Consider the following 15910-nt stretch of genomic DNA (forward strand, 5'->3'; position numbering starts at 1 on the left):
GTGGATTAACCGAAAATCTTGACCAGTCTGAAGATGAAGAATTTCTTGTCAATAACACCTCTTAACTGAGCCCTGAAGTCCTTAATCTTGGCATTCAGCGATTCTGCAGAAGCATTGGTTGACCTGTTCACAAAATAGTTGAGAATTTCGTCCTCCCTGTCGTACATGGCTGCGGCAATGTCGTTGAAGGCTTTGGACAGGATGGTATAGACTTCACCTGTGGACAGACATGTCTCATCTATGCTCAGATGAGTGCCCATATTCTTCGGGATTATCACCCAGTCCTCTGCATGGTCTGCGTCTTTCCAGATCTTGAAACCACTGATTGTCTCCTTGTATGAGCGCTCGAAGTTATCACCGTTGATGTGATAGTCTTTCTCAAACGAACGGGCCGTTATAGGGAGCGTCTCCAAACGCCTCTTTAAAAAAATCCGCCAGTTCCTTCGAACAGCGGGTCGACTCCTGGATAAAATCAAACTCTGACATGACATTGTGATTGTCGGAGTCAAGCCAGCGACGGCGGCGCACTTGGTGACAAGAAAAATGAACTCTTCCGGCAGCTGCGAGAAAGTCTTCCTTGAATACGGCTAGCGGCAGGACTTCGGCACTGGTAAAGAAATTCCCTGTGCCACGGGGATATCGGTCATGAGAAAACGCGAGTCGCTAAGAAATGGTTCCGCCGGAAATATTTTACTTCCGTCATGAACATTCGTGACTTCTTCGCAGAGAACATCGGTAACAAGTTCGTCGGCATTGTCGCCAAATCTATTGATGACCACTACAGAAGATACAACCACTGATAAATTTACAATGAAGCCAATAAAGTAACCACAAATAAACCAATAACAAGAAATAAACAACCGCCAGAAGGATTATTTCCATGTGATGATTCGTTATTCACATGAATATTCTTATCTGAACAGGCTCTCCTAAGGATTTCTTTTTTAGGATTATATATTTCATGTTTGAAACTGTCAGACAATTTGAAAGTGTCAATAATCTTAATCGCATTCCAACTATTAATCTCTAAATCAGTAGAATACTGATTCATATCTGGATGATATCGACTTAAAGGTTTTCTTAAAAGAAATGCCTGGTCAATATCAAATAATGCAACTTTAGCGACAAAAGTGAACAGCCTCTCATAGGTATATACATCGTCAGAAAATTTGGAACGAGATAAAACCAAAATTTCCTTTTGCTGCATTAAAAAAGCACATAATTTAGTAAGGCCTAATGCACAATCATTTTTCAACAAGTCCCTGCTATTTTCAAGAATCTTATTGAATTCATCTGTCGCATTTGCTGATACGCAAAAATTTGAATTTTCTTCAAAAAATATTTCCTTATTGTGAAGATACGTTTTTTCCTTATCCGTTCCATATGGACTAAAACAAAATGCTTCATTTAAAGCTCGTAATTCATCTACTGTCAACATAATAATCTATTTATATTTTAAATAACTAAATTATGAGTATTATATTGTCTTTTTAACGATGCAAAAGCATTCTTACCTTTGCATCAACAAATTCTACTCACAATGACTACAAACAGCAAAGAATGGATCCAGTACACCACCGCCACGCTCATGATAGTGTCTGGGGGCAAACTTTCCTTTATCTCGTTTACAGGCTATCCAAAGATACCTGCCATCAGGTTTACGGCATTCACTTTCTTTTCCATCACCACGTCGGCATAAATCTCCGTTGTATGGACGTTGGTATGCCCTAACATCTTACTTGTTGTATAGAGATCTCCCCCAGCGGTCAGTGTCATTGTGGCGAAGGTGTGGCGGGCCTGGTGGAATGAGATAGTCTTGTCGATATGGCCGTTCTTCACCCACTTCTTTATGTGGTAGTTGATGGTGGCAACACTTGCAGGCAGCTTGAAGATGGGTTCGTTGGGATTCTCCTTCTCTTCAAGAGCTTTGAGAGCTTCACCTGACAATGGAACTTGACCGCTTTATCTTTTCCCACTGCTTGATGCCACGATCTTGCAGGGCGATAATGTTGTTTTGTTTTCAGTTATCAATCCCTATATTATATAGGATTTAAACGGTTCTAGGTTATAAGAGTTGATAAATGGAGCCTATAAATATCAGTCTTATAAAAGTTTTTCTATAAATAAAAAATCGGTATAATATTCCATTTAGTACTAAAAATATTACAGATAATATAAATTATATCTTTTATTTAAAAAAACATTCAATATGTTTGTTTTTTTTCGTGATAAATTAGTAATTTCGCATGCAAAGAGAGATTTTATTAATATAACCATTATGAAACAATTTTTATCTTTTTCTTCAATTTTAAGGATAATGGTGGTTATGCTATCATGTCCAATGACACTCGTCTTGGTCCACTTTTGGCTAAAAACGAATAACAAGCTTATTACACTATTTATCAAATAGTATTTTTTTAGCATAAATCATTTTTTAATTTTAAAGGAAAGTTTAACGATGAATGGCTTGGACACGGATTGGCGCTAATATCGGGTATAATATCGGAGTATATAAATAGTTTCTTAATAAAAAAGTGTTACCTTTAGATCCTTTGCAAAGGTAACCAATAATTAAAATATGAAGAAAAGAAATTATCTAGGAACATTTGTCTATTATTACAATATTCTAAATTATGTTATAAGTGATATGCTTTCCCAATGGGATTTGGCAATAGACGCAAAGATAACATTTGGCAAAAACATACTAGGGCATTATGATAAAAAACGATTAAGACGTAATTCGCTATGGGTGGCTAACAATCATTCAATCGCTATAATTGGTATTCTTTCTGCACCTATAGCCTTGTTGTTTATGGTTCTATTTAGCTTCTTTCTAGGGCACAAAATAATGGTCTGCTATATTGTATTGATATTATTTTGTTTGTCGCTTTATATGATGTCCATATCAAAATATGACCATTGCTATTTTGAGTACTTCGAAAGCATACGTGACATCAATATAAAAAAATGGCGTTATCAATGCTTGTTGTTTGCGATTGCTGACATGATAGTGGGGGCTGTTCTTGTATGTGTTTTAATTCATATATGAGCCTCTAACTGCAAAAGTTACACAATTCCTGATGGAGATTGGAATGTTGTTAATTTTATTTTCTCATATATTTCACCTCATAAGTTCATCTAAATGTGCAGATTCAATAAATTATGATTATGAAGAAATGTATAACTGTGTTAATTTTAGCATGCGTATGCTTTTTATCCACACATGCACAACACTCTTGTAAAGATTGTATATATGATCTTTATAAAGTGTTAGGAACATGCCAGTCAAAATGCATAGATATAGGGGACAATACTTATTCTGTCAAGTCGCTCTATCAAGACAAAAGTGATAGTATTATTTTTGCAGCAATCACCAAGGCTCATGTTTTCAGTTACGGTAACCCGTTAGATTCCGTTGTAGAACTTGATTTGGGGAATAAAGCACTGTATTTTATGGTAACTACTGAACCACCTCGCAGCTTCAGATATTCTGATATCAATTGCGTCTATGATAGTAAAGGATGTAATCTTCTATATAAAGAGGATTACATGAAATTTCCTGCTGTGATTAATGACCCAGATGGTTTCACCTATGTCAGAGAGAGACCTTCAACGAAGTCAAAAGTAAAGACAAAGATTCGTAGGAACCAGATATTTTTATATACCCCAATTTGGGGAAGTGATTGGTGCAGGGCTTATTCTGATGATGGGAGTTTATTTATCGGATATATATATCGTAAACGAATACTACCATTTGATAAATGCCCTATGGATATTAAAAAGAAAATGATAATATTCATGTTTGATTAAATAATTTTAAGTACGTTTATTAGATATGAAACTATTTGTAATAAGACTATTTTGAATTTATCAAAGAGCCAAATGGAGATATTAATCATAGATTATTTAGTCCCTTTAAATGAAACAGAATGATATAATTTCAATTATTCAAGATAATGATATTTCCGAATATTATTCCTTGAAAAATTTAGGTATTGAAGGCTATGCTTTTCCATACCAAGAAGCGCTTAAAATAGTGCAAATATGCAAACTTTTAGTGATTCCAATCTTAGGTGGTGATGTATATAGTATGAATAATTCTACTATAGAGAACTCAGATGATAATTGGTATTATGATAGGATTCCAAATGAGTCATTTTATGATTACGTGCAAAATAGTTGTAATAAATCTGAATCTTACATAAGGTCTTTTAAAAATCATTCTTGTGATAGGCCTTTATTTTCCTTTGTCCTAGAAGATCAATTAGAATAATCGAATCAAAGACCTCCCGACGCTGAGCCACCAGCCTGTTTCAATGGCTCGTTGTCGGGGACAAAGGTGCATAGAATATATGAGATAACAAAACGGTTCAGAACACGGAAATAACAGTCTTGTCTTATAACGACAAAGACTACATATCACTCACCGATATGGCAAACGGCAAGCAAAGTGAAAGCCGTGCAGCAGACATCATCAAGAACTGGATTCGCACTCGCTATACTATAGAGTTTCTGGGAACTTGGGAGATGATACACAATCCCTATTTTAAAGTGGTCGAATTTGACCACTTTAGAATGCAGGCAGGTTTGCCAAGTTTCGTGATGAGCGTGAGTGAATGGATTGAGAAGACTAATGCCATTGGTATCATTGTGAAAAAAGGGCGCTATGGTGGCACCTACGCATTCAAAGATATTGCTTTCGAGTTTGGAACTGTCATTAGTGTTACCTTCAAACTCTACCTAATTGACGAGTTCCAGAGACTAAAAGAGGAGGAACAGAAACAATTGGGATGGACTGCCAAGAGAGAACTATCCAAAATCAACTATCGCATCCATACAGATGCCATCAAAAGATGATAGATAAAATCTATGAAGTAGGTCCTTATAATGTATCTCATCATTGTGGAACACCTGAAACATTAAAGAAAATAAATGTTATTGATATTTCCTATCAAAGAGTTCCTATTGATAAACGAAGTGTGTTTCATAATGCGCTGTTGAAGCGAGTGACAAAATTACTAGATCCACTTAATTCTCATGATCTTGCATTTCATATAGAAATAAAACAATACTAGCAATATCTTTAATAACTGATAGTATCATTAAAAAATGATGCTATTAGTTATACTAATTGTTTTTAAAAAATGTTTATCTTATAAGATTTGTTTGAATATGAAAAGAATATTTTTTATTTCAATAGTAGCTTTTGCCCTGTTGTCTTGCATGGCCTCTTCGCCTCAACAGAGTCTACAGTCCCGATTATTTGGTTTTTGGGCGCCAATTGGTGATGAGGTTACAGTGTTCAAAATCGATAAGGATAGTTTGTATTATGTAGATGAATATCCTATTGTGGCAGTCCCTTATCAGTTTGCAGGCGATAGTATGTCCCTAGATTATTGGGGAGAAACTATCGTACAACATATTTCATTTCGCAAGGATACACTCGTTATGAAAAATAAATTAGGCGAGGTTAATTGTTTTGTACCTGTTAAATGAACTTATAATATTGGTAGAATTCATGAAAAGTAGGAATTGTACAGTAGAAGAACTTCAATTAACCTCTCCAGGTGGTATGTATAGTGGGCAAACGGTGCAAGACTACCCATAGAAGAGATTTCATCCGATAGAAGAAATCCTATTCTGGCCAAATCAACAACAAGCCAGTTTATGACCACCATTTACTCAATGGAATATGAACCAAAGGACCAACAGAACGAACAAAATCAAACCGGAATGAAGCAGGGATTAAGCTGGGAGCAAGTTGGGACTAAGACAGGACTAAGTTGGGACGAAGTTGCAAAATTGTTCATAGCTCTTCAAGAACCCAAATCCATGTCCGAGCTCAAAGAATTGTATCGGTGGTCTAATACAACGAAATTCAAAGCCAAATATGTAAGACCTCTTATAGAAGCGCAATTTGTTGATATGACATTGCCGAATAAACCAACAAGCCCCAACCAAAAGTATTACCTAACAGACTTGGGAAAGGCGTTGTTTACTTATGAGATGAAAGAAACTGAGGACATGGAGAATGTGAACGAAAAAGTTAGACACATGATTTTAGCTTTGAATGATGACGAAAAACGTATTGCACTGGAACTATTGAAAGGAATTCATTTTTCGGATTAACAATTTTTTTCTACGCGATAATTCTAAAATAGAAAGAAATAGAGTTTTAAACTAATATGAGACAAGTGTTTTTTAGTTTCCATTATATGCGTGATGTCTGGCGCGCTTCAATGGTGCGAACCGAGCTATCAAAGTTTTAAGGATAATGGTGGTTATGCTATCATGTCCAATGACACTCGTCTTGGTCCACTTTTGGCTAAAAACGAATAACAAGTTTATTACACCATTTGTCAAATAGTATTTTTTTTAGCATAAATCATTTTTAATAAAAAAGTGTTACCTTTAGATTCTTTGCAAAGGTAACCAATAATTAAAATATGAAGAAAAGAAATTATTTGGGAACATTTGTCTATTATTACAATATTCTAAATTATGTTATAAGTGATATGCTTTCCCAATGGGATTTGGCAATAGACGCAAAGATAACATTTGGCAAAAACATACTAGGGCATTATGATAAAAAACGATTAAGACGTAATTCGCTATGGGTGGCTAACAATCATTCAATCGCTATAATTGGTATTCTTTCTGCACCTATAGCCTTGTTGTTTATGGTTCTATTTAGCCTCTTTCTAGGGCACAAAATAATGGTCTGCTATATTGTATTGATATTATTTTGTTTGTCGCTTTATATGATGTCCATATCAAAATATGACCATTGCTATTTTGGGTACTTCGAAAGCATACGTGACATCAATATAAAAAAATGGCGTTATCAATGCTTGTTGTTTGCGATTGCTGACATGATAGTGGGGGCTGTTCTTGTATGTGTTTTAATTCATATATGAGCCTCCAACCATTAAACATTATTTACTTGAAGGAGACGAGCCTTTGAGATAGTCAGCATCAAGCTCTTCGTATTTCCGGTCATCATATTCGGGAGGACGGTGATATTTATAATCGGGGTACACTTTATGGAGGCATTCCTCCATAAAATCATCGCATTTCCTATACGGATTCTTTCCGTTGCGTTCCCTGAACACAACGAATTCCTTCTGTGCATAATTAGCCAGGCTGCGGTAAACAGTGTTAAAAACCATCTCATCATCATTTTCTGCACAGATAGTCGTGTGGACTTCTCCCTGCTCAAAAGTACAGTACAGCCACTGATTCCCATTCTTCTTATACCAAAAAGAAGAAGAAATGACGTTACTAAGCGAAATCAGCGGCACGTTGTATGCTGTAATCTTACTGAGTATGTCAGCGGCTTTTTGGTTGACTGCTTCGATGACTGTATTATCTGTGATCAAAGGGATAATTGGTGAATGATCTATACCTTTGTAAATATAGGAATCGCAGTAGTCACGAAAACGTTTAATTTTGTCGAACGGAGAGAGGTCTTTCTCTTTGGTCCAAAGGAACTTGGGAGAGGTGATGCAGCTATACGCGACAATCCTTTCGTGAGCAAGACTCACTATAGCTTCCTCATGCGTTTCACCGAGAAAATTTTCGCTGATTTCTCCGTATTCAAGATAAAGACGTTTGATATATCCTTGGTCAGTGATGAGAATATCGGCGTATTCCATCTCGTTAACTGATATAGCCAATTGATAGTCGGGGATGGTAGCCAGAAGCTTATTAACCTCGACCAGCAAGGCCTTCTTCTCATCCATTGTCATTTTTTTCATCATATATTCAAATTAAAGTTAACAACATCATGGATGTGAAATAAGGCTGAGTTTTCATTCGTCACAAGACTGTAATTTGTGATTCGCACCCACTCCTTAACATTAGGATCCTGATAGTTCATTGGGCTTTGCCTCCGGATTTGCAATGATGGCTCTAAGATGTTGCATATATATCAAATTCATAATATATAAACGTAAATGATATAAAATTATTGTTTTAAAATTCCGTGCTCCGCTTTTTGCGGAGCACGATAATGAAAATTACTTAATTTGGAAAAGGAACGATTAATTTGAATTCTATCAACTGGTTAGCATTCAGATATCTCAAATTAGAAGGTACACCATAAGAAGCAGGTAAAGCCCCAACATTAATACGGAACTGAATACCACCTCCAGGAGTCTGGAATTTAGGCACAGGAGCAACAATAGATGACTCTACAGGCAGATCCACCTTCAATTGATAATACATCCTTTCAACATCAAATCCTGACTCAATGTTCCTTCTTTATAACTAGGATCAACCCAGTCGGAAGGTGCTGGATTATCATTGTACTTCATCTTCGACCAGCAACGTCCCATTAACACCCGCGCCTGCATGGTCCGCCTGAAAATCACACGGGATTCATCCCAGGTTGAGACGATTCCCGTGGAAATCCGTAAATGTGTACCGTATCTTAAATGATAAACTCTTTCCCTTTGGTGATTGCGTGTAATTCTTTGAAAAATATATCAGTTCGGGTATAAAACAAAAGATTACATTAAAAAATATACCCGTTTGGGTATATTATTAAAAAAAAAACATAACTTTGTACCCGTTAAGGTATAATAGTTATGACTTTATCAGAGCATATTAAACAGAAACGCAAGAAAAACGGCCTTTCTCAAGTAGAGTTGGCTGAAAGGGCCGGAGTGGGTCTTAGGTTTGTGAGGGATTTAGAACAAGGAAAGCAGACATTGAGAATGGATAAGGTCAATGATGTGCTGGCCTTGTTTGGCGAACGTCTGGGACCTATAAAAACTGAAATCGTATGAAACAGGCCGGCATATATGTAAACGATAACTATTGTGGACTGCTCACGGAAGACGAGGAAGGTTTCCACTTTGCCTATGACGAGGAATATCTTGCGCGTCAGGATGCAGCCCCGGTAAGTCCCACAATGCCCTTAACTAAGCAGCAACAAGACCTGACGAAAATGAACCGTCCCTCGTTCATCCAGACCCCAGTACACATTGGCATATTGAGTTAAGTGAAATGAAATTAAGATACAATATTTACTATATTAATGAGAATCTTAAAAATGTGCTTGTTAAGTTAGGCACTATAGAACTTGTTATTCTGGTTCTTAATATGTTGGTTACAGAGATTGTGTTTGAACTGATGCCATCGGCATTTGACAAACATATGCACAACTTGATTCAATTTGGTGTGTCTGTTCTGGCTTGTCTGCTTCTTGTATGGCCAACACTCCGATATGTAGTAATAAGAGATTATAGACGTAGAAAAACAAAGCTGGTGGCAATATGCATGCCCTTTATCCTTGTTATGTGGTTGATGATGGGCTGTTCCAGTTTGTTGACACTTCGGTTACACAGAAAGATTACTAGAATTTCAAATGTAAATCAGATTAAGCGCAATCCAGGTTTTTGCTACTATAAAATTGCCGGAGTTGAAATCGACACTACACATTTTGGGGTAAACTATCATACAGAAAGTAGTTCAAGAAGCGGAACAAAGATGTATTTCAATGGAGTTGTTCCTGTGAAATCTCAAAAGCGTGTATGGTTGTGTTTTGATGTCCGAGAACATTGCTTTTTGTGGTATAGTGGAGAAAAAATGCGGAAATTCGTAAATAGGGCAACGGCCGAGATGAAAAATTATTCATCAGAAGATTCAACGTATATAGAGGTTCTTGATGATGAATACGGTTACAATCGCTCTGCTTTTAGAATGGCTATTTCAGATGATCCGCACACCAAATACGGAGAACCTGTGTTTGTTAGAGCATTTAATCTTTATAAGCAATATCTTGAAGATATCTTATGGACTTTAGGAATATTCGTAATATCCATCATTTGGTATTATATCGTACTAAAAGACGCAGAATATTTACCCAAGAAAAAAATCGGAGGGACAGGTTCCTTCGTATAAACCCCCAAAAACCTGAGTATGCAGAACGTGCCGTCCTTGAAGCAATGGTTAACCATTTCATCCATCGCGACTACACAGTGATGGGCAGTGAAGTTCATCTTGACATATACGATGACCGCCTCACTGTAACATCCCAAGGTGGAATGTATTGAGCGTCAGCAGAAAATGCTTAATCTTATCAAAGAATCTCCGACAATTACTAGCAAACAAATGTCAGAGACTTTGGCGGTGAGCCAACGCACCATTGAGCGTGACCTTTCTGCTTTACAGAAGCATGGCGTTTTGAAGCGTGAAGGCAAGGATAATGATGGTAAGTGGGTTATAATTTCTGTTAGTCACTGATTTGATTTAGCCCAATTCCATTAGCATGACAAGAGGAAATGTTCATTTGCTGTGAACATTTCCTCTTTTATATATGTGCAGTTTGCACCTACGGTGCTTTTTCCTATTTTATTCGATACTTTCCTCGATACTCTTGAGCACGTAGTCGAGAATTTCAGGAGTGTGACAACGACTGATGAAGTTGCCTTCAAATTGTGATGGACTAACATAGATACCTCTTTCCAACATATTGTTGAAGTAACGGGCGAATCTCTCCTGATCGCTGGCCTTGGTTTCCTGGAAATTAGTTGGATTCTTTTGGTTGAAGAAAAGGGTGAACATCGTACCACAATGGTTCAGATAGATGTCTTTACCTTCGATGATCTTCTCAAGGCGGGCGCAGAAGTCGTTAGCACGCTCTTCGAGCTCGTCATAAAATCCAGGCTGCTTCAGTTGGTCTAGCGTAGCAATGCCGGCAGCCATCGCTACAGGGTTACCACTTAGTGTACCAGCCTGGTAAACAGGACCTTCAGGGGCAAGCATATCCATGATTTCTTTCTTACCTCCAAAGGCAGCAGCAGGGAAACCACCACCTACAATCTTACCGACAGTTGTCATATCCGGTTTGATACCAAATCGCTGTTGGGCGCCACCAAAACTCAAACGGAAACCGGTAATAACCTCATCAAAGATAAGTACGCTACCATGAGCACTAGTGAGACGGCGAGTAGCTTCCAAGAATTCACGGGTAGGAGGAACTACACCCATATTACAAGCTACAGGTTCAAGAATCAGTGCTGCTACTTCGTCACCATGCTCTGCGAAATATTTCTCCAGCGCTTCAGTGTCATTATAAGGCAATACCACGGTATACTGGGTAAATCCCTGAGGAACACCTGCAGAAGAGGCATTGTTCAGCGTAGCTACACTACTACCGGCAGCTACCAGCAGATGATCAGCATGACCATGATAGCAACCTTCAAATTTTACCAAAATATCTCTTCCTGTATAGCCGCGAGCTACACGGATAGCACTCATCGTAGCCTCTGTACCCGAGTTGACAAAGCGCAGTTTTTCCATGCTTGGGAAAGCTTCCCTAACCTTATTGGCAAGCACAGTTTCAGCCTCAGTACAGATACCATAGCTACTGCCACGCATAACAGCTTCTGCTGCAGCCTTGCTCACTGTATCCTGATTATGACCGAGGATGAATACACCCCAAGACATACAGAAATCGATAAACTTGTTATCGTCGATATCATATATATAAGTATCCTTGGCATGGCTAACAAACAGCGGTGTTGTTCCTACTGCTTTCAGAGCACGTACAGGACTGTTTACGCCACCTGGAATGACGTTGCAGGCCCGTTCGAAAGCCAACTTTGAATTTTTTCTTTCGTTCATAGTTTTATAGCTGCTTGATTACTTCTTAATGGTGTAGCGTTCAGCCCACTTCTGCATATATTCCTTAGCATAATAGGAAATGATATATTTCGCACCTGCGCGCTTAAAGGCGATAAGACTTTCGAATACGACACGTGGCTCATCAAGCCAGCCCTTCAGCGAAGCAGCCTTGAGCATACTATATTCGCCACTTACCTGATAAGTTACCATTGGTATTTCAGGGAAGCGCTCTACGGCACGAGCGATCATGTCGAGATATGGCATACCTGGTTTAACCATAGTAGCATCTACACCTTCTTCGATATCGTCTGCAATCTCTTCAAGTCCCTGATCGTGTGTACGATAGTCCATCTGATAGGTTCTGCGGTCACCGAAGGCTGGGGTAGAGTCAGCAGCATCACGGAAAGGACCATAGAAGGCTGATGCATATTTGGCAGAGTAACCCAATATCTTACACTTAGGATACAAGCCGTTTTCTACAAGTTTGCTCTTGATGGCAGCAATCTGTCCGTCCATCATTGCAGAAGGAGCTACCCAGTCGGCACCAGCCTTAGCATATACGTATGCTTCCTGAGCCAACAATGGCAGGGTAGAGTCGTTGTCCACATCGTGATTATGAATCAGTCCACAGTGACCGTGACTGGTATATTCGCAGAGACATACGTCGGCGATGACAATCATATCTGGGTATTCGGCCTTGATAGCACGGATAGCCTTGCAGATAATACCATTTTCATCGTAACCGGCAGATCCACGCTCGTCTTTCTCTTCGTCTGGTATAACGCCAAAGAGAAGCAACTTATTGATACCCAACTCTTTCACTTCTGCGATATCCTTGAGCAGCAGGTCGATAGAGAAGTGATATACACCTGGCATAGATGCAATTTCGTGTTTTACGTTTTCACCTTCTACGACAAAGTAAGGGTAGATAAAATCTTCTGCGTTGACAAATACGTCAGCATAACGATCGCGTGTACTTTGATCTTTACGATATTCTCTGAATCTTTTCATTGTTATATCTTTTTATATATGGTTTCTTTTTTTCAGTTGTTTTTCCAGATGGGCTTGTGTAATAGCTCCTCGGGTTTCATACGTTTTATCTTCGGGTAGCGTACCATAGAGTTTCAAGAAGTTGTCGATGGTACTTGGCGATGTAAATACGATAGTGTCTATCGTCGCGAGGTCCACTCTCTTCGGGTGTTCGGGCATTACATTCTGGTAGGCGGTCAGCGTTTGTACGGTATAGCCTAACTCTCTTAATCCGTCAGGGATAATGGGTAGTGCTATGGCCGATCGTGGAAATATAACGTGGCGATGTAGAAGTCTTTCGTCTGTACGGAATAGTTCGATAACCCCATAAGAATCGTCTTGAGGAGCGATAATGAGGTTTTGTGCGCCTCTCTCTTGCAGTGCCTGGGCAGTAGTATGTCCGATAGCCACCACCTGCCCGTGCCATGGAGCCTTCACCTTCTGCATGGCTTCATACCAGTATTTCACCGTCATCCTGCTGGTCATCAGCAGAATATCATGGTCGGTGATAGAGGCAGCCGCTTGCTGCAGCAAGGTATCATCTTCCAGTCCTCTTATTTCGATCAGCGGAGTATGAATGGCCGTTTGATCTTTACATGTGAGTCCGGTATAGAGACGCATAGGCGATGATGATTAGATCGTTTCGTTAAGAATATTACCAGGTGCAAACCACTTTTTCAAGTTTTCGGCAGCTTCACCTCTTTTAGCTGTAATAGCCAGTCTTCCCTGCATCGGATGGGTAGGGAAAGGTAGAATCTCTGTAATTTCGTCTTCCATGCCCAGTCGTTTCAGTGCACAAGTAGCCACGATAGCGCAGTCTAGCTTGCCGTCTCTTACCTGAGCTACGCGGTCTTCGATACAACCACGTATCCCCACAATCTTTAAGTCTGGTCGCAGTTCTGACAAGCCTTTTTTACGCAGCGGCGAACTGGTACCTACGGTACTTCCAGCTGGCAAGTCCATCAGTTTGATATGGTCTCTACTTACCAGAGCATCTGTTTTATCAAAAGCTTCATACAGCGCAATCACTTCCAGATCAGGGTGCAAATGTTCAGGCAGATCCTTGGCAGAGTGTATAGCGATATCCGCATCATCATGCAGCAGCGCCCAGTCGAGTTCACGAGTAAACATATCGTCAGGAGCCTCACCGTTGAGTAAAGACAAATCCAGTCTTTTGTCGCCGAAGGTATCCGTAAAGACAATCGTATAAGGTATATCCTTCAGTCTATTGAAGACCTCAGCTACCTGTAGCTGGCTCAGTTTGCTTCTTCTGGCGATAACCCTGATAGGCGCTAATTCCTTATTTTGCGGCATATAATTTTCTCCTTTCCATGATATCCTCGAGTATCTCGATTTCATCTTCTATAATAGCTTCAGCCTTTTCCACCTCACTTGATCTTACCTCTATATTCTTCTTCACACGGTTTTCCAAATCGCGCAAGTTATAGAGATGCACGTTAGGATAAGTAGCGATTTCTGCATCGATATCACGAGGGAAAGCAAGGTCGATAGCCAGCAACTTCTGGTCGCGCTCGATATCGTCTGTAGTCACCACCAAACTTGGAGCAGAAGTAGCACTAATCAAGATATCCGTATTTTTCAGATAGTTCTTCTTTTCCTCCAGACCGAATACCTGTATGCCGAGTGGATCGGCCAGTTCGTGAGCTCGGTCCAGACTTCGGTTACCCAAGAAAAGAAGTTGCGCACCTTTATTCTGCAAGAATTTCAGAATATCGCTGGTCAACTTGTTGACACCGATAATCGTAATACGTGCATGCTTCAAGTCTACCTGTTCTTCTTCCATGATTTCTACAGCAGCCAAACTATGGCTTACAGCACCATGAGATATTTCAGTCTCATTACGCACACGTTTACCCACTTCGAGAGCACACTCAAAGAGTTTGTGAATACCGGCAGGCAGATGATGATCGTTACGTGCTTTCAGATAAGCCTCTTTCACCTGTCCCTGAACAGCTCTTTCGCCTACGATAGCCGATTCCAGTCCACTCACCACGCGGAAAAGATGGCGAGCCACACGCTTGGGAACATCACCATTACCCGAATAGAGTTCCATACGGTTACAAGTCTGTAGAAAAACAGACTCTGGTGGCATCTGGTTTTCGATCGTTTTAAAATATGATTCGCGATCTTGTAATGAAGTATTTTTAAAATTTATTGATTGATAAGTTACCATGATCTTTTTACGTAATTGGTGATAAACTGTAGGCTCTTGAGTGGAGCTTGTGGCGGAACGCCATGACCCAAGTTGAGTATCCAGTTGTGGTGCTCTTCCCAATATGGGCGATAGCTTTCAAGTTTTTGCTGGATAATTTCTTCACTGGCGAAGAGAATCCTTGGGTCTAGATTACCTTGTAGGCCGATGGCAGGGTTCACCAATTTTCTTGCCTCATAAAAGTCCATCTGCCAGTCTATGCTTACAAAGTCGCACATATCTGGGGTTACAGCTTGCAAGCCAAGTCCCAAACCTTTTGCAAAGTATATTACGGGAACACCCATTTCTTTCACAGCTTGTCCGATACGTCGTATGGCAGGCATAAAGTGGGCGATATATTCATTTTGAGGTAGTACGCCGGCATTTGTTTCGAAGATTTGGAAGAGTTGTACACCATGCTTTACCTGGTTACGGGCATATTCGATGGTCATCTCTGTGAGGGCTTCGATGAGTCGGTCGGTTTCTGCCGGATTACTGAAAATATAACTTACAGCATCGTTAAACTGATTATCCGTACTTCTACCCTGAAGCATATAGCAAAGTGTAGTGAGCGGCCCACCGCAGAAACCGATTAACGGGGTGCCGTCTGATATTCTACTTTTTATTTCATCGATATTGCGATAGATATAATCCAGTTTGCTTGCATCAGGTTTCAGCTGTTTGCTTGCGTCAGAATATTGGCAGAGCGGAGTACTGAATACCGGTCCTTTGTCAGTCCAACTGATATTAGCGCCCATCGCAGTAGGCACTACCAGAATATCACTGAATAAGATAGCAGCATCTACGCCAATGGTATGTACAGGCATAAGCGTTACCTGTGCACACAAATCAGGTGTGTGCATAATCTCGTCAAAACTGTGGAGATCGCGTAGTTTCAGATAATCGGGCAGTACTCTTCCTGCCTGTCTCATAAACCATACTGCTGGTCGCTCAGTCTTTTTACCTTGTAACGTACGAAGTATCAAATCGTTCATGTCATACTGTCTTTGTACAAAATCGTTGCAAAGGTACAAAAAA

At 39.6% G+C, this 15910-nt stretch carries 22 protein-coding genes and 1 pseudogene; 12 read left to right on the plus strand and 11 right to left on the minus strand.

Annotated features, from left to right (window positions below):
* Positions 1–5: 5 nt before the first annotated feature.
* From L6471_RS00800 to L6471_RS00810, 3 genes are all read right to left on the minus strand, one after another.
* On the minus strand, positions 6–413 hold the full coding sequence (locus tag L6471_RS00800; RefSeq protein ID WP_237797032.1) for a transposase: 408 nt from the start codon (positions 411–413) through the stop codon (positions 6–8).
* Between the two features lie 392 nt (positions 414–805).
* Positions 806–1438, minus strand: coding sequence for a hypothetical protein (locus L6471_RS00805; protein ID WP_237797033.1), 633 nt, complete (start codon positions 1436–1438; stop codon positions 806–808).
* A 194-nt stretch (positions 1439–1632) separates the two neighbouring features.
* The gene (locus L6471_RS00810) at positions 1633–1947 is read right to left on the minus strand and encodes a tyrosine-type recombinase/integrase (RefSeq protein WP_237797034.1); all 315 of its coding nucleotides are present in this window, start codon (positions 1945–1947) and stop codon (positions 1633–1635) included.
* Between the two features lie 631 nt (positions 1948–2578).
* Here L6471_RS00810 and L6471_RS00815 point away from each other — a divergent pair.
* From L6471_RS00815 to L6471_RS00850, 8 genes and pseudogenes are all read left to right on the plus strand, one after another.
* The gene (locus L6471_RS00815) at positions 2579–3049 is read left to right on the plus strand and encodes a hypothetical protein (protein WP_237797035.1); all 471 of its coding nucleotides are present in this window, start codon (positions 2579–2581) and stop codon (positions 3047–3049) included.
* 218 nt (positions 3050–3267) lie between these two features.
* Positions 3268–3810, plus strand: a complete 543-nt coding sequence (locus L6471_RS00820) for an SH3 domain-containing protein (RefSeq protein WP_237797036.1) — start codon at positions 3268–3270, stop codon at positions 3808–3810.
* Positions 3811–3919: 109 nt separating this feature from the next.
* The gene (gene imm40 / locus L6471_RS00825) at positions 3920–4273 is read left to right on the plus strand and encodes an Imm40 family immunity protein (RefSeq protein WP_237797037.1); all 354 of its coding nucleotides are present in this window, start codon (positions 3920–3922) and stop codon (positions 4271–4273) included.
* A 110-nt stretch (positions 4274–4383) separates the two neighbouring features.
* A pseudogene (locus tag L6471_RS00830) lies at positions 4384–4854 on the plus strand (KilA-N domain-containing protein); the annotation flags it as partial.
* Positions 4854–5075, plus strand: a complete 222-nt coding sequence (locus L6471_RS00835; RefSeq protein ID WP_237797038.1) for a hypothetical protein — start codon at positions 4854–4856, stop codon at positions 5073–5075. The pseudogene L6471_RS00830 and the gene L6471_RS00835, both read left to right, overlap by 1 nt.
* Positions 5076–5172: 97 nt before the next feature.
* Positions 5173–5496, plus strand: coding sequence for a hypothetical protein (locus L6471_RS00840; protein ID WP_237797039.1), 324 nt, complete (start codon positions 5173–5175; stop codon positions 5494–5496).
* Positions 5497–5685: 189 nt separating this feature from the next.
* Complete coding sequence (locus L6471_RS00845; RefSeq protein ID WP_237797040.1) at positions 5686–6129, plus strand: Fic family protein; 444 nt, start codon at positions 5686–5688, stop codon at positions 6127–6129.
* A gap of 317 nt (positions 6130–6446) precedes the next feature.
* On the plus strand, positions 6447–6917 hold the full coding sequence (locus L6471_RS00850) for a hypothetical protein (RefSeq protein WP_237797041.1): 471 nt from the start codon (positions 6447–6449) through the stop codon (positions 6915–6917).
* Between the two features lie 18 nt (positions 6918–6935).
* Here the strand turns inward: L6471_RS00850 and L6471_RS00855 are convergent, their stop codons facing one another.
* Positions 6936–7760 carry a hypothetical protein gene (locus tag L6471_RS00855; protein WP_237797042.1) on the minus strand — a complete coding sequence of 275 codons (825 nt, stop codon included), beginning with the start codon at positions 7758–7760 and terminating at the stop codon, positions 6936–6938.
* Positions 7761–8022: 262 nt separating this feature from the next.
* On the minus strand, positions 8023–8226 hold the full coding sequence (locus L6471_RS00860; RefSeq protein WP_237797043.1) for a TNT domain-containing protein: 204 nt from the start codon (positions 8224–8226) through the stop codon (positions 8023–8025).
* A gap of 362 nt (positions 8227–8588) precedes the next feature.
* On the opposite strand from L6471_RS00860, the gene L6471_RS00865 reads away from it, so the two are divergent.
* From L6471_RS00865 to L6471_RS14200, 4 genes are all read left to right on the plus strand, one after another.
* Positions 8589–8789: a helix-turn-helix transcriptional regulator gene (locus L6471_RS00865; RefSeq protein ID WP_074614800.1), complete on the plus strand. Its 201-nt coding sequence runs from the start codon at positions 8589–8591 to the stop codon at positions 8787–8789.
* Positions 8786–9004 (plus strand): HipA N-terminal domain-containing protein, encoded by a 219-nt coding sequence (locus L6471_RS00870; RefSeq protein WP_083351042.1) that lies wholly within the window; start codon positions 8786–8788, stop codon positions 9002–9004. The genes L6471_RS00865 and L6471_RS00870 overlap by 4 nt, the downstream gene beginning before the upstream one ends.
* 5 nt (positions 9005–9009) lie before the next feature.
* Positions 9010–9906 carry a hypothetical protein gene (locus L6471_RS00875; protein WP_237797044.1) on the plus strand — a complete coding sequence of 299 codons (897 nt, stop codon included), beginning with the start codon at positions 9010–9012 and terminating at the stop codon, positions 9904–9906.
* A 165-nt stretch (positions 9907–10071) separates the two neighbouring features.
* Positions 10072–10248, plus strand: a complete 177-nt coding sequence (locus L6471_RS14200; RefSeq protein WP_404830152.1) for an HTH domain-containing protein — start codon at positions 10072–10074, stop codon at positions 10246–10248.
* Positions 10249–10356: 108 nt separating this feature from the next.
* On the opposite strand, the gene hemL is transcribed toward L6471_RS14200, so the two are convergent.
* From hemL to hemE, 6 genes are all read right to left on the minus strand, one after another.
* Positions 10357–11631, minus strand: coding sequence for a glutamate-1-semialdehyde 2,1-aminomutase (gene hemL / locus L6471_RS00885; protein ID WP_006281452.1), 1275 nt, complete (start codon positions 11629–11631; stop codon positions 10357–10359).
* A gap of 18 nt (positions 11632–11649) precedes the next feature.
* Positions 11650–12642 carry a porphobilinogen synthase gene (hemB, locus tag L6471_RS00890; protein ID WP_006281451.1) on the minus strand — a complete coding sequence of 331 codons (993 nt, stop codon included), beginning with the start codon at positions 12640–12642 and terminating at the stop codon, positions 11650–11652.
* A gap of 12 nt (positions 12643–12654) precedes the next feature.
* On the minus strand, positions 12655–13194 hold the full coding sequence (locus L6471_RS00895) for a uroporphyrinogen-III synthase (protein ID WP_237797045.1): 540 nt from the start codon (positions 13192–13194) through the stop codon (positions 12655–12657).
* A gap of 99 nt (positions 13195–13293) precedes the next feature.
* Positions 13294–13974: a hydroxymethylbilane synthase gene (gene hemC, locus L6471_RS00900; RefSeq protein ID WP_006281449.1), complete on the minus strand. Its 681-nt coding sequence runs from the start codon at positions 13972–13974 to the stop codon at positions 13294–13296.
* Complete coding sequence (gene hemA, locus L6471_RS00905; RefSeq protein ID WP_179226478.1) at positions 13961–14773, minus strand: glutamyl-tRNA reductase; 813 nt, start codon at positions 14771–14773, stop codon at positions 13961–13963. Before hemA ends, hemC begins: the two co-directional genes overlap by 14 nt.
* Positions 14774–14847: 74 nt before the next feature.
* The gene (gene hemE / locus L6471_RS00910; RefSeq protein WP_237797046.1) at positions 14848–15867 is read right to left on the minus strand and encodes a uroporphyrinogen decarboxylase; all 1020 of its coding nucleotides are present in this window, start codon (positions 15865–15867) and stop codon (positions 14848–14850) included.
* Positions 15868–15910: the final 43 nt, after the last annotated feature.

Origin of the sequence: Segatella bryantii (assembly GCF_022024215.1) — a bacterium.
GTDB classification, from domain to species: Bacteria; Bacteroidota; Bacteroidia; order Bacteroidales; family Bacteroidaceae; genus Prevotella; species Prevotella bryantii.